General features: G+C 57.4%; 13 protein-coding genes. 8 read left to right on the plus strand and 5 right to left on the minus strand.

The features are described from left to right. Window positions 1-16 precede the first annotated feature (16 nt). From OHL23_RS10475 to OHL23_RS10485, 3 genes are all read right to left on the minus strand, one after another. Window positions 17-610: a carbonic anhydrase gene (locus OHL23_RS10475; RefSeq protein WP_263351836.1), complete on the minus strand. Its 594-nt coding sequence runs from the start codon at window positions 608-610 to the stop codon at window positions 17-19. Window positions 611-992: 382 nt separating this feature from the next. Beyond that, entirely contained in the window at window positions 993-1,967 is a 975-nt protein-coding gene (locus tag OHL23_RS10480; RefSeq protein ID WP_263351837.1) for a site-2 protease family protein, read from the minus strand. 134 nt (window positions 1,968-2,101) lie between these two features. Beyond that, window positions 2,102-2,389 carry an HU family DNA-binding protein gene (locus tag OHL23_RS10485; protein ID WP_263351838.1) on the minus strand — a complete coding sequence of 96 codons (288 nt, stop codon included), beginning with the start codon at window positions 2,387-2,389 and terminating at the stop codon, window positions 2,102-2,104. A gap of 299 nt (window positions 2,390-2,688) precedes the next feature. Here OHL23_RS10485 and dcd point away from each other — a divergent pair, with 299 nt between their 5' ends. The 7 genes from dcd (at window position 2,689) to OHL23_RS10520 (ending at window position 9,202) form a co-directional block, all read left to right on the plus strand. Further along, window positions 2,689-3,243, plus strand: coding sequence for a dCTP deaminase (gene dcd, locus OHL23_RS10490; RefSeq protein WP_263351839.1), 555 nt, complete (start codon window positions 2,689-2,691; stop codon window positions 3,241-3,243). 241 nt (window positions 3,244-3,484) lie between these two features. After that, on the plus strand, window positions 3,485-4,165 hold the full coding sequence (locus OHL23_RS10495; protein ID WP_263351840.1) for a response regulator transcription factor: 681 nt from the start codon (window positions 3,485-3,487) through the stop codon (window positions 4,163-4,165). 795 nt (window positions 4,166-4,960) lie between these two features. Then, window positions 4,961-5,671 (plus strand): lipid-binding SYLF domain-containing protein, encoded by a 711-nt coding sequence (locus OHL23_RS10500; RefSeq protein ID WP_263351841.1) that lies wholly within the window; start codon window positions 4,961-4,963, stop codon window positions 5,669-5,671. 232 nt (window positions 5,672-5,903) lie between these two features. After that, a complete protein-coding gene (locus OHL23_RS10505; protein ID WP_263351842.1) occupies window positions 5,904-6,806 on the plus strand; it encodes a lysophospholipid acyltransferase family protein in 903 nt (300 codons plus the stop codon). 115 nt (window positions 6,807-6,921) lie between these two features. Then, entirely contained in the window at window positions 6,922-7,920 is a 999-nt protein-coding gene (gene lpxD / locus OHL23_RS10510; protein WP_263351843.1) for a UDP-3-O-(3-hydroxymyristoyl)glucosamine N-acyltransferase, read from the plus strand. Between the two features lie 98 nt (window positions 7,921-8,018). Further along, window positions 8,019-8,582: a hypothetical protein gene (locus OHL23_RS10515; protein ID WP_263351844.1), complete on the plus strand. Its 564-nt coding sequence runs from the start codon at window positions 8,019-8,021 to the stop codon at window positions 8,580-8,582. Window positions 8,583-8,647: 65 nt separating this feature from the next. Then, window positions 8,648-9,202, plus strand: coding sequence for a cupin domain-containing protein (locus tag OHL23_RS10520; protein WP_263351845.1), 555 nt, complete (start codon window positions 8,648-8,650; stop codon window positions 9,200-9,202). 100 nt (window positions 9,203-9,302) lie between these two features. On the opposite strand, the gene OHL23_RS10525 is transcribed toward OHL23_RS10520, so the two are convergent. Then, window positions 9,303-10,883 (minus strand): sensor domain-containing phosphodiesterase, encoded by a 1,581-nt coding sequence (locus OHL23_RS10525; protein ID WP_263351846.1) that lies wholly within the window; start codon window positions 10,881-10,883, stop codon window positions 9,303-9,305. 95 nt (window positions 10,884-10,978) lie between these two features. After that, window positions 10,979-12,325: a nucleotide sugar dehydrogenase gene (locus OHL23_RS10530; protein ID WP_263351847.1), complete on the minus strand. Its 1,347-nt coding sequence runs from the start codon at window positions 12,323-12,325 to the stop codon at window positions 10,979-10,981. A gap of 192 nt (window positions 12,326-12,517) precedes the next feature. Between OHL23_RS10530 and OHL23_RS10535 the strand changes: the two genes are divergently transcribed. Beyond that, the gene (locus OHL23_RS10535) at window positions 12,518-13,519 is read left to right on the plus strand and encodes an SDR family oxidoreductase (protein WP_317891674.1); all 1,002 of its coding nucleotides are present in this window, start codon (window positions 12,518-12,520) and stop codon (window positions 13,517-13,519) included. The last annotated feature ends 34 nt before the right edge of the window (window positions 13,520-13,553 follow it).

The raw sequence follows: 13,553 nt of genomic DNA on the forward strand, positions 1-13,553 counted from the left end.
CGCTGTCCTCGCTTATTTACACTGCCGTCAATGCAGGAATATCCCGCAACACCTCGGTCAACTTGCCGGAATTGATCTCGTAGAAGAAGCCGTAGAGCTTGACATGCTTCGGCACTGCCGGGCTCGCGCGAAGCAGCTCAAGATCGTACTGGAGCGACTTCTCGAAATCCGGAATGGCCAGGCTATCGCGATCAAACAACGTCGAGATATCAGCGTGATAATCATCGTGGAACTTCCTGAAGACGCGCTCTGGAATGAACGAAGAAGTGCCGCAAAACGAGTGGTGAACCACAACGACATTTTGGACGTGGAACAAGTAATCCATCTCCGCTACCGTCATCAGGGCAGATGCGGCACGGCCGCCTGCGTTCGTCACGGTGAATAGGGTCCGCGTGGAACCAACCCGGTTTCCGGCTTCGTCGAGAATGACCTCGCCCGGGTAGACCTCGTCCCCAAAATGCCCGGCGACCGCCTGCGGGATGTCGGATGCGCGCGGATCAACGCAATAGATCACCATGGTCTTCATCGGGATGGCAAAGTTGAAGCCGTTGAAATTGGACTCATCGAACCAGGGTTGTCTCCTAGTTTCGAATTCGCTGTACTTTCCCATCTTCTGACTCCTTCTGCGGTTGACTGTAAGAAAGAGGTGTAGCTGCCGCCAGCCGCCTCCGAATCTAGACATCTTCGGCCACTCGAGAACAGCCGTGAAGCCGATGTGTTGATTAAGTCAGAGAAAATAAGGGGCGGCCATTGGACGAAGGTATCGATCGATACTTTCGTATCAGCGAACATTAAGCTCCGACTACTGCGGGGATATATGAGATCTAACGCCCTCCGTGGTCGGACCGGTCGCATAGACCGCTCCGGTTCCTTAGAGTGCGATTTTAGACGTTTGGTGTGGCGCCCTCCCCCATCCCTTCTCGCAGTTTATGTACGGGCTGAGGCCTGCGTCCTTCAAACGGACCCGTTACCTATTGCAGCTACTTATCGCGCTACCGGATGTAGTGCAGGATGGATGTGCCGGGAAATGGAGCGGCGGAGAATGTTAGCGCCAGGACGCACAAGGCGGCGGCGCTGAGCAGGATTCGCTTACGGTCCAGGGGTTCGTCGGTGGGCACTCGCGGATGGCGCATGGCGGGAATGAACAAGAGCAGGCCCCAGAGAACCCAGCCGATCCAGAAGAAGATTCCAGCGAGGATGAGTGCGATCGGCAAGATGAATCTCAGGCCGCGATGCAGGCGGGGAGAGATGGCGTAGAGGATGTGTCCGCCGTCTAGCTGGCCGCCGGGAATCAGGTTCAGGGACGTAATGAAGAGGCCGACCCATCCTGCGACGAGGACAGGGTGACGTAGCGCCAGTTCAAAGGACGGCGTGGCCGGGTAGAACCGGGCCAATGCGCTGTGCACGACGTTCAAGGTAAGCGAGTTGCCGAATCCGATGATCGGGGCGGCCTGGGCTGACGGAGGCATTGGTGCCGTTCGCGAGAGCAGGAAGCCGATGGCGATTACGACGAGCGAGGCGCAGTAGCCGATCAAGGGGCCGGAAACTCCGACATCCATGAGCGCCCGGCGGTTGGGAATGCGGCTGCGGATTTGGATGACTGCGCCGGCGGTGCCGCTGAGGGTGGGTGCCGGCAAGACCCACGGGAGGGTCGCACGAATGCCGTGTGCCCGGCAGGCGAAGTAATGGCCGAATTCGTGGGCGAGAAGAATGGCCAGCAGCGCTGACGAAAAGGGCCAGCCGAGCAGGAATCGGCTGGGATGCTCGATCAGCCAGGGCCAGGGCCAGAGATCACCCTCGTTGACTACCGTGGGCAGGCCGTCCAGGAAGTTCTGCATGAATCGGGCGCCGATGGCTGTGGTCGTGACCACACTGACGGCGAGCAGCACGGCAGGAAGACCGTACTCGCGCCAGCAGGAGGTAATGGGAATCCGCACATTGTGTACTAACGGGTTTGTCTCAGCCAAGACCTTCGGGCCTGAGCTTGAGTCCCGGGAAGTTTCCCACAATGAATTGCTCAACTTGCGTCTTCCCGCTTTGGAGCCATAGGTAGATCAGGATCATCCGAGTGCCGCCAGACGCCGGCAAATGGCGGGGACGGTCAACCCTGACTGGAGGAAGAATCCAGCGCATGAAGTTCCTTGCCTGGCTTGAAACGAACTGCTTTACCAGGCGCAATGCTGACTTCGGTGCCGGTTCTGGGATTGCGGCCAATGCCGGTCTTGCGAGGACGAACGCTGAAGACGCCGAATCCGCGCAACTCGATGCGGTCACCGGCGGCCAACGCCTGTTTGAGCCCCTCAAATACAGTGTCTACGGCCGCTTCCGCTTTGGCCCGCGGCAAGCCGGTCCGCTCAATAACGTGGTGCACTATATCCTGCTTGATCAATGTCCTAGCCCCTCAATCGAAGAGAATTTGGCGCCCTTGTGCTGTGGCCCGCAGGAGTGTCCTACTGGCGAGATGCTATTGGGAGTTGGCTCCGTTGTCAATCTTCGCGTACTCCAATACCATAAACAACTTAGGGACTTCGCGTCAGCATAAACGACACGAGGGGCTGGGTAGTTTGAAAAAAAGGCAAACCCTCAGGGGCTAAAGCCCCCGGATATTGCAAGATTCAATGTACGGGCTGAAGCCCGTACCCTTCAAACTGATCCACTACAAGCGCGGGACGAGAGGAAATTGTCAGAATGTCTATTCAAAGTGATCGCTGGATTCGGGAACAGGCGCTCCAGCACGGAATGATTGAGCCCTTCAGCGAAAAACAGGTTCGAGAGGGTGTGATTTCGTATGGCCTTTCGTCTTATGGCTATGATCTGCGTGTCTCCGATGAGTTCAAGATCTTTACCAATGTCAACAGCGCGATCATCGACCCCAAGGCTTTCGATGAGCGATCGTTTGTGAGCGTACAAGCGGAATCGGTGATTGTTCCACCCAATTCTTTTGCGCTGGCCCGGTCGGTGGAGTATTTTCGCATTCCCCGGGATGTGATCAGCATCTGCGTAGGGAAGTCGACGTACGCGCGATGCGGAATTATTGTCAATGTCACTCCCTTTGAGCCGGAGTGGGAGGGGTACGTGACGCTGGAAATCTCCAATACGACGCCGTTGCCTGCGCGTGTCTATGCCAACGAGGGGCTGTGTCAGATTCTTTTCTTCCGTGGCTCTGAGCCATGCGAAGTGAGTTACGCAGACCGTAAAGGCAAGTACCAGAAACAACAAGGGATTGTTCTGCCTCGTTTGTAATGCGCAGGGTTAAAGATTTCTAATTCACGACAGTAACAGGATGTAATCGGCAGGCTTTTCTCAGCTCAGGAAAATGCTTGCCGCTTTTATTGCTTCAGAGTTAAAATCTCGTCAATGTTACCTTCATGAGTGCAAGCCATGTGACCAACATGACATGGTGCGTCGCCTTATTGTGCCTGCTTCTTTAGAGGCGCGAGTTGGACGCTAGTGTGCTGGAATGACCGGTTCATGAAAAAAGACTTTGGCAAGGCGGGCTATGCAGGCTGTGCGCAGTTATCAACCCACCAGAGTGGGTCTATTTTCAAATGAACCGATTAGACGAACGGGAGTTCATAGCGCATTCGAGGATCATCCGACCATAGAGATTGTGGCCGGCGAGATCGAGACGCTTCTCGGCGACACTTCTCTTGCGTACCTGATCCTGGATGTGGGAAGCGATCCTGGGTGGATGGAAACGCAGGGGATGGTGCGCCGAATACGTCCGGATATTCGGCAGGCTTTGCTTGGCCCGTCTGGAGCTGAGGAATTCATTTTGCGAGCGATTACGGCAGGCGCACGCGCGTATCTCGACCCAAGCTGCGGGCCGCAGGTTGTCCGGCAGGCGATGGAGGTTGTCATTGAGGGATCTATCTGGGCGCCGCGCCGGCTGATCTCAAAACTCCTGGACGGGTTCATGAGTCAGAGCGTCCCAATGATGGAGCCCGCGGCTCCCACTTTTAGTCCGCGGGAACGGCAGGTGCTGGATCTTATTATGAATGCGTGTTCGAATCGAGAGATCGCAGATGAACTTGGCATAGAAGAGCGGACTGTCAAGGCATACGTCGCCAGCCTGATGCGAAAGACGGGAGTGGACAATCGCGTGTCCCTCTCTGTGCGCGTGACGCAGGGTTCACTGCGAGAACAGCGGAGTCTGGCGATATGAGCCGCTTGTGATGCCATTGCCTAAGTTGGTAAGGGGGTTGGTTCGAAGAGTGGGGCGACCCCCAGAGGCTTAAGCCCGGTGATGTAACCGGACGCAAGAGTCCTTGTCGAAGTTCCATAACTTGAAATTGCGATCGTCAAAACATTCCCTCGGCGGCTAAAGCCGGTTGAGTGGTTTGACTCCAAGACGTAGCTGAAGCCACGCCCTTTCAAAGCAGCCTGAACCCGGGATTGTTCGGAGGTTCCTTAGTGTGCGAACTGACGTTCGAACCCTTCATGCTGACCCACAACATGGGGTGGCTTCCGCATTCATGATTAGAAACTTTTAATGACGATTCTTATTAGAAGGAATTTGTGCGGAGCCAAGATAATCATGCTACATGACGCGCGATTTATGTTTCATGTTATTAGGTGAGTTTATTGGCGTGCAATAGCATAAGTTACTTCCAGACAGTGCCCGTTCGTCATGTTGTCTTATTTATTTGTGTACCGGATTATACAGACGTAACAACGCAGATCTGGGGAATGGACTTCAACGGGGAGATGGAAACCATCGTTCCGGTGAAGTCCTCTTTTTTTTGCGCGATTAGTTCGGCATGCTGTTAACGCATATTCGTATTCCTGTTCTGCTCCTTCCAACCTTTTTGGGGCGAATGGCGTCATACCAGTTGGGAATAGCTGGGCAATTGTCGAAGCGGGGTTAGTCCACGGTCGGGCCACTATTGCATTCGACACGGAATGGCATGTAGTTTTGACAGCGGAGCGCAATAAAGCTTCGCAAAACAGGAGAGAACGTATGAAAAAGATCACTTCCCCATTTCTTGCACTTTGCCTGGGTCTTCTAATCCCAGGTTTGACGACCGGCACGGCACGGGCCGCCGCTTCGCATGAGGATTTGCAGGATCGCGTTGATGCGGCCAAGGTGGTCGTGGATGAAATTGTGAACACACCGGACAACACCATTCCCCTGGGTATTCTGAAGCAGGCGACCTGCGTTGCCGTGATCCCCAGCCTTAAGAAGGGCGCTTTCATTGTAGGCGCCGAATACGGGCGGGGCGTCGTGACGTGCCGTACCGGCCATGGCTGGAGCGCTCCGGCATTTATTACGCTGGCAGGCGGCTCCTTTGGATTTCAAATTGGCGGCCAGGCAACGGATCTGGTGCTGGTTGCCGTGAATGATCATGGCTTTCAGGATCTGTTGAAGAGCAAGTTCAAGATCGGCGGCGACGCTTCGGCCTCGGCTGGACCAGTTGGGCGCAACTCGCAGGCGTCCACGGACTGGAAAATGGGCGCGGAACTGCTGACTTATTCGCGCAGCAAGGGACTGTTTGCGGGAATCGATCTCAACGGCGCATCGGTATCGCAGAGCACCGATGATACGGAAGCGTATTACGGACAGGCGCATGGATTCCGCACTATCCTCCATGGCGATATTGCGGTGCCGCCGGGAGCGGTGCCGTTTGTTCGAACTGTCGCCAAGGCGTTTGTGGATGCCAAGAATAACTAACGGCAGGGAATAGGCAACAGGGAACAGGGAATAGCGAGTCTCGGTCCAGATGCAGCAACTATTGCTGCATCTGGACCTGATGAACGCTGTTCCCTTTTCTATTTGGAAGTGCTTGCCTTCTATTGCTGTGTCCTTGTCCCTGTGTCCCAGCCCTCTGTCTGTCCTATTCTCTATTCCCTAGTCCCCGTTCTGAGGCGTTTACACTTGGGAAGGCAATTGCCTTGCGGACGGAATGACGGAAACTATCGAGTATTGGCTAGTATGGTTCATTGCGCATGGTCTGGGCTGGCTTCCGCGCTCGGTGGCACGCCTGCTGGGGGCTGGGGTAGGACGGTTGGTGTATGCGGTTGCCGGCCGGTTGCGTCGCACAGGGTTGCGCAACCTTGAGCTCGCGATGCCCGAAATGTCTGACGATGAGCGGTGGCGGATACTCAAGAGACTCTATCGCAATCTCGGTTGGCAACTGGCGGAGTTTTGCCGCATGGAGCGGTATACGCCGGAGAATACGGCAGACTGGATTCGCTATGAGGGGCTGGAGCGATTTCTAGAGGCGGAGTCGCGCGGCAAGGGTGTTCTCATCCTGACGGGGCATCTTGGGGCCTGGGAGCTTTCGAGCTTTTATCACTCGTTGATGGGACATCCGATGGGAATGGTGATTCGGCGGCTGGATAACCGGCGGCTGGATGGACTTGTGAATCGGATACGGTGCCTGCACGGCAACCGGGTGCTGCACAAAGATGACTTTGCGCGCGGGTTGATCACGGCGATGCGCCAGGGCGAGAGCGTCGGGATTCTCATGGATACGAATATGACTCCTCCGCAGGGAGTGTTTGTGGACTTCTTTGGAACGTCTGCTTGTACGGCTTCGGGGCTGGCGCGGGTGGCGCTGAAGACTGGCGCGGCAGTGGTACCGGGGTTTCTGGTGTGGGAGGCTGCGGAGCGGCGCTATGTGTTGCATTTTGGCGAGCGGATCGAGTTTGCGGCGACAGGCGATTCGGAATCGGATATTGTTGCTCTCACGCAGGCGTGCACTTCGGTGATTGAGTCCTGGGTGCGGCGCTATCCGGATCAGTGGCTGTGGATTCATCGGCGATGGAAGACGCGGCCGGCGGGGGATGATCCGGTTTATTTCTGATTGATTCGGACGCCGCTAATCGCTGGAGCCCACCCTTGCCACAAAAAGCGTGTCAAGAATGGGATACCGATGGGACACCCAGATTTGGGACTGCTCAATTGAGGGGGGGATTTCTGTGACTGTTGGGGAACTGATCGATCGACTTGGCGGTGATCTGGTGCAGGGTGATCGGGAGACGCTGCTGGCTGGCGTGGCCGATGTCGAACAGGCGAAGGAATTGGACCTTGTCTTCGGTGAGAATGAGGCTGCTGTCACTCGGGCTTTGAGCGGATGGGCGAGCGCTGTGGTGGTTCCGGCGGATTACCGTCCTGACGAAACTGGCCGGGCAGCCGTGATTGCTACTGCGCAACCGCGGCTATGGTTTGCGAAGGCGGCGCGGCTGCTGGCTGAGCCGCTGCCGGCGATGGGATGGCATCCTGCGGCGACCATCTCCCCGGACGCGCATGTCGCTGAGACGGTTTCGATTGGTGCAGGTGCAGTCGTGGGGCATGGGGCGGTAATTGGCGAGTTTAGCCGTGTCGAGGCCGGGGCGGTGATTGGGAATGGAGTGCGGATTGGCGAGCATTGCCGGATTTATCCGCGGGTGGTGTTGTATCCGGGAACTCAAGTTGGGGATCGCGTTGTGATTCATGCCGGAGCGGTGTTGGGAGCGGATGGTTTTGGGTATGTTCGCGATCGGGAGACGGGTGCGTATACGCAGTTTCCGCAGCAAGGAACGCTGGTGATCGAGGATGACGTGGAGATTGGCGCGAATAGCACAATCGATCGCGGGGCGCTGGCTGAGACGCGAATTCGACGCGGCGTGAAGCTGGACAACCTGGTGCACATCGGGCACAACTGCGATATCGGCGAGGATGTGGTGATTGCTTCGCAGACTGGGATTTCGGGGTCTTCGAGTGTGGGCAAAGGGGCGATTCTGGCGGGGCAGGTTGGGATCGGGGACCATGCGCATGTGGGGGATGGCGTGATTCTGGGCGGGCAGGCTGGTGTGCTTTCGGGGAAGACGCTTACGACGCGCGGGACGGTGCTTTGGGGGACTCCGGCGAAGCCGCTGCGGGAGTATCTGCGGGAGCTTGCTACTTTGACACGGCTGGCTCGGCGGAAGAAGGACTAAGAACCTTTCTGCATGGGGATTTGTTTATCCCACCCTTGTCGCGATGAGGCTGCGACAAGAATGGGGCACCCACTTTTGTGGTCAGGACAGGAGTGCCTGTGGCGGTACTGGTGATTGCCGGGAGTGGGCGTGGGGCGGGGAAGACAGCGGTTGGATGTGCGCTGATTGCTGCTATGCCTGAGTTGCAGTGGATGGCGGTCAAGGTTACTCCGCATTTGCATGACGTGGGCGAGGAAGTTTGGGAAGAGCTTGATGAGGGTTCGGACAAAGATACGGGGAGGTATCTGGCGTCGGGAGCGCGACGGTCGTTTTTGATTAGTGGCGCTTCGGAATCACGGGCGGCTGCGTTGATTGGCGAGGTCAGGAACTGCGCGCCGGAGTGCGATGCGTTGCTGGTTGAGTCGAACCGGATTGCTGCTGGAGTTGTTGCGAGTCGAGGTGAGCGGGTGTGTTCGATTGCGGTGCTGGCGGGGACGGAATCGGAGTGGAAGCCTTCGCTGCGGGAGTGCGTGGGAGGCGTGGATGCGCTGGTACTCGCCAATGGTCTTTCGCCGGAGGAATTTGAATCGCCTTTTTTGCGGAAGCCTGTGTTCGGGTTGGTGGCGGGACAGTGGTTGGTGCCGGAGTTGGTCCGGTTTGTGCGTGCGCGGCTGTTGGATTGATCTCGCTTGCGGCCAGAATGGGGACTATAATTCCCGCCATTCTGTTCCCCTTCAGGAGGCACTGTTTGAAACGTCGATCGTTTCTCAAGTCTGCTGCTGCGTTTATACCGACCGCTGGACTTCAAGCTCTTGCGCTGAGTCATGGCTCTGAATCTCCTTCTTCCGATCAGGTCCATGTGGTGACTGCCGGGCAGGACAGGCTGTGGGAGGCGCACTCGCGTGGATACAGCTCGATTCTCTTCAAAGTGCTGCCGCGCGAGACGAACGGCGGCATGTTCATCATTGAGCATGTCGGGCTGGTTAAGGGAGGGCCTCCGCTGCATCTTCATTTGCATCAGGAAGAGTGGTTTTATGTGATGGAGGGCGAGGTTTTGTTTCAGATTGGCGATGGCCGGAAGCAGTTGCGAGCGGGCGATTCCGTGCTGGGGCCGCGCGGTGTTCCGCACACGTTTTCGTCGGTGGGGGAAAAGCCGGGACGGATGGTGATTGCGTTCAATCCGGCGGGGAAGATGGAGGATTTTCTGCGGGCGACTGCGATACCGAATCCTCCGGTGCAGGATGCTGCATTTTTTAGGCGATATGAGATGGAATTGGTGGGACCGCCGATTTTTGCGAGTTAGGTCAATTTGAAAAGGGCCAACCCTCAGGGGGTTAAAGCACGGTTTGAACTGATCGCCTTGTGCGCCGGGGTTAAAACCCCGGCCTACCAGCCCGTACCCTTCAAACTGACCCACCAGGTGAGTCCTCGTCCACATGCTCGAGGCAACCGTACCAGCATAGGATCTTTCCGTCTTCGTCGAAACGGGCTGCTCCCCGTGCTCGAAGTCTTTTCCACTCCCCGCCCGGACGTCGAACGCGATATTCCAGATCGATGGGGTGGCCTGTTTGAAGCGAGGCGCGCATTATTTCCAGAGTCGGTTCGAGATCATCGGGATGGAGTGCGTCGAGCCAGCCGAACCCTCTCCACTGGTCGTCGGTCATTCCTGTGATGTCCAACCAACGCTGGCTGACGTCCAAGGCGCGGCCTTCAGCATCGATAATCCAGGGAATTTGTGGAAGAAGCTCCAGCATGTGGCGGAAGTGCTCTTCGGTTTCGCGGCGCGCTTTCTCGGATTGTCTGAGTTCGGTAACGTCTACGAGGGCGACCGAGACGCCAACCACTTCTCTTGCTTCGTCGCGCGCCGGTTCGTAGGACATGAGTATCGTTCGTTCTCCATTTGCGCCGGAAGCTGGGCGGGTTATCTCGACGCCGGGAATTGCCTCGCCTTTGAGCGCGCGCCGGATAAAGGGTTCAATGTGCGGGAAGATCTCTGGAATGATCTCTGCGACTGTCTTGCCGAGATGCTCTTCCATTGCAATTCCGTTCATGTCGGCGAGTCTCCGGTTGACGCTCAGGTGCCGAAGGTTGCAATCCAGGAATGCGAGACCAACGGGAGCGCCGTCGTAGATAGCCTGAAGTTGAGCGAGACGCTGGGTGGGCAGGGCTTCCAAACTACTCAGAGAGACACGGCCTTTCGCATCGGTCGAGAAATGCGGAGTCAGCGCATGCCGTGGGACCGAGACGGTGGTAGCAAGCTCCTCGACTGGCCTGGGACGTCCAAAGAACCAGCCCTGCCCGAGTTCGCAGCCCATCCAGAGAAGCATGTCGGCTTGCTCCTGAGTCTCGACGCCTTCGGCGACCGTGGTTAGCCCGAGTCCCTGGCCAAGACCTACCACGGCAGCGACGATCTTCCGGCTCTCTCGTTTTTGGGTCATGGAACTTACAAAACTGCGGTCCACCTTCAGTTCGTCGAAGGGCAGGGACTGCAGATGCAAGAGACTGGAAGATCCCGTTCCAAAATCATCCAGCGCAAGCTTGCAGCCCATCGACTTGTATTCGTGCGTTACCGACCGCGCGTGCTCCATGTCATCCGCTAAAGCGTTCTCGGTAATTTCGATGATGAGCCGGTCCAGGGAAAAGCCCGCGGAGTGCGCCGCGCATTGGATCTGTCCTGGCAGAGTGAGACTGCGTAACTGACTGGGAGACATGTTGACTGCGAGCGTGAGCGAAGGGGGCAGTGTCGCGGCGGCGGATAATGCCTTGCGCAGCAATTCTGCGGTTAACGCGTCAATCCAGCCGTCTCTTTCCGCTAAGGGGATAAATGCGTCTGGTTGAACCCATCCCCTCTGGGGATGCTTCCAGCGCGCCAGTATTTCGAAGCCTTGCAACTGGCCGGTGCGAAGGATGACGAGCGGCTGGAAATAGGGGTGAAACTCGCCATTCTCGATTGCCAGGAGCATTTCCTCGCGGTCGCTAGACATAGCGGTGACTATACTCCTTCACGAAATCGTTGCGCGAAAGGTAAGACGCTCAGCCTTTTTATTCCCGGTGCGAAGTGCGGTCAAGTGACTTTGGTCTAGCACCGGAGGATCTTAGGGCTGGTTATGCCTTTGGTGGCGTTGCGGGTATCGATGACTAACTTCGACTGCTCGACGATTTCTTTGTAGTTGTAGGTGGAATGGTCGGTGACGATGACTACCGCGTCGTAACTGCCAAGGTTATCGAGCGGGGTGTTGATCATGTTGAGGGCGTAGTGGCGGCCATGGCCTACGGTGGGGAAATATGGATCGTTATAGGCTACGCTGGCTCCGCGATGGCGTAGGAGTTCAAGGATGGTCAGGGAGGGTGATTCGCGGAGGTCGTCTACGTCGCGTTTGTAGGCTAATCCTAAAACCAGGATATTTGAGCCTTTGATGGATTTGCTGTGTTCGTTGAGGCCGGCTGCGATCTGTTCCAAGACGAAGTAGGGCATGGCGGTGTTGACTTCGCCGGCCAGTTCGATGAAGCGGGTGTGGAAGTCGAACTGCTTGGCTTTCCACGAGAGATAGAACGGGTCGATGGGAATGCAATGGCCGCCGAGGCCGGGGCCGGGATAGAAAGGCTGAAAACCGAAGGGTTTGGTCTTGGCGGCGTCGATGACTTCGTGGATGTCGATGTCCATCTTCATGCAGAGTTGCTTGAGTTCGTTGACGAGGGCGATGTTGACGCAGCGGTAGATGTTTTCGAGGAGCTTGGTCATCTCGGCTACGGAGGTTGAGCTGACCGGGACTACCTTGCGGAAGATGCTGCCGTACATGGCGGAGGCTAATTCGAGGGCGGCGGGGCCGCAGCCGCCGACGACTTTGGGGATATCGTGACGGGCTACGGTGTCGTTGCCTGGGTCTTCGCGCTCTGGCGAGAAGGCAACATGGATGCCGGGTTCATCAGCGACGCGGGCGACTTTGAGGCCGGATGGATTTCCCTTTTCGAGGCGCGGGACGACCAGTTCTTCGGTGGTGCCGGGGTAGGTTGTGCTTTCGAGGACGATGAGCTGGCCCTCGTTGACGTATGGGGCGATGGATTCGACGGTTTCGCGGACGTAGCGCAGGTCTGGCTCGTGGTAGTCGTTGAGCGGAGTGGGAACGCAGATGATGACCGCGTCCATCTGGGCGACTTCGGAGTAGTCGGCGGTGGCGTGGAAGCCCTTTTTCTGCGCCTGCTGGATGGAGTCGGGCGGGATGCGGACGATGTAGGAGCCACCGCTGTTGAGGGTGGCGACTTTGGCCGGCTCGATGTCGAAGCCGGTGACGCGGAAGCCTTCGTTGCTGAAGAGCAGAGTGAGGGGCAGGCCGACGTAGCCCATGCCAACGATACCGATGCGGGCTTCGCGGGTTTCCATTTTGAGCTTGAGGGCTTGGAGTCTGGTGGGGGCGGCAGTGGTCATGTCTTCTTGATTGTAAAGCGGTGCTTAGGGCTCGCGGGCTTTAGCGGGGCTCTCGCGGCGCGAGTATTGTGCGGATTCCCGAAGCGGGCAGAATGCAGTTTGGTTCCTGGCTGGCCCAGAGGCTAAAGGCCAGTTTGAGTTGATCGGCTTGGCAGTCCGTGCCCTTCGCACGGACCATGAGGCGATACCCGGATGCGCCGGATTCCTGGGTTGTATGCTGAGGTTTGTGTGTTGGAGGATGTTGGAGTGGCGAAGTATCTGGTGACTGGAGCGGCGGGGTTTATCGGGCGGTCGATTGCGGCGGCGTTGTTGGAGCGGGGCGAGGAGGTGCGCGGGGTCGATAATTTTGCCACGGGCAAGCGCGAGAATCTTGTAGGCCTGGAGAGGATGGAGTTTGTCCAGGGGGATCTGGCTGATCTGGACGTTTGCCGTGCGGTTTGCGCGGGCGTGGAGGTTGTCTTTCATGAGGCGGCGTTGCCTTCCGTGCCCCGGTCGGTGATGGACCCGATTGCTTCGAATGTGGCCTGCGTGGATGCTACGGTGAATCTGCTTTGGGCTGCGAAGGAGGCCGGGGTGCGCAGGGTGGTGTATGCGGCTTCGTCGTCGGCGTATGGGGATACGCCGACGCTGCCGAAGCATGAGGAGATGCTGCCGAATCCGATCTCTCCGTATGCTGTGGCGAAGTTGACGGGCGAGCACTATATGCGTTCGTTTGCCAGGGTGTATGGGATGGAGACGGTTTCGCTGCGGTACTTCAATGTGTTTGGGCCGTATCAAGATCCAACTTCGCAGTATTCGGGAGTGCTCGCGGTGTTTTGCCGGAAGATGCTGGCGGGGGAAGAACCTACGATTTATGGCGACGGGGAGACTAGCCGGGATTTCACTTTCATTCAGAACACGGTGGAGGCGAATCTGCTGGCGGCGGATGCTCCTGCGGAGCGGGTATCGGGGCGGGTGATGAATGTGGCGACCGGGGTTCGGATTACATTGAACCAGGTTGCGGAGGTGCTGCGGGAAATCACCGGATATGCGGGAGCTGTGGCTTATGCCGCGGAGCGTGCGGGTGACATTCGGCATTCTCTGGCGGACATTTCGCTGGCTCAGGAACTGCTTGGATATCGGCCGAGTGTGGACTTCCGCGAAGGGCTGGTGCGGACGGTGGAGTGGTATCGAAAGACAGGGAATAGGGATTAGGGATCGAGTTGAGTCCGCATCAGTTTTGTGCCAT

This window comes from Acidicapsa acidisoli (genome assembly GCF_025685625.1).
Taxonomy (GTDB): domain Bacteria; phylum Acidobacteriota; class Terriglobia; order Terriglobales; family Acidobacteriaceae; genus Acidicapsa; species Acidicapsa acidisoli.

Excerpts from the sequence above, each read along its gene's own strand:
- OHL23_RS10505 (WP_263351842.1), top strand. The coding sequence starts at position 5,904 with ATGACGGAAACTATCGAGTATTGGCTAGTATGGTTCATTGCGCATGGT.
- OHL23_RS10530 (WP_263351847.1), bottom strand. The coding sequence starts at position 12,325 with ATGACCACTGCCGCCCCCACCAGACTCCAAGCCCTCAAGCTCAAAATG.
- dcd (WP_263351839.1), top strand. The coding sequence starts at position 2,689 with ATGTCTATTCAAAGTGATCGCTGGATTCGGGAACAGGCGCTCCAGCAC.
- OHL23_RS10535 (WP_317891674.1), top strand. The coding sequence starts at position 12,518 with ATGCGCCGGATTCCTGGGTTGTATGCTGAGGTTTGTGTGTTGGAGGAT.
- OHL23_RS10475 (WP_263351836.1), bottom strand. The coding sequence starts at position 610 with ATGGGAAAGTACAGCGAATTCGAAACTAGGAGACAACCCTGGTTCGAT.
- OHL23_RS10525 (WP_263351846.1), bottom strand. The coding sequence starts at position 10,883 with ATGTCTAGCGACCGCGAGGAAATGCTCCTGGCAATCGAGAATGGCGAG.
- OHL23_RS10500 (WP_263351841.1), top strand. The coding sequence starts at position 4,961 with ATGAAAAAGATCACTTCCCCATTTCTTGCACTTTGCCTGGGTCTTCTA.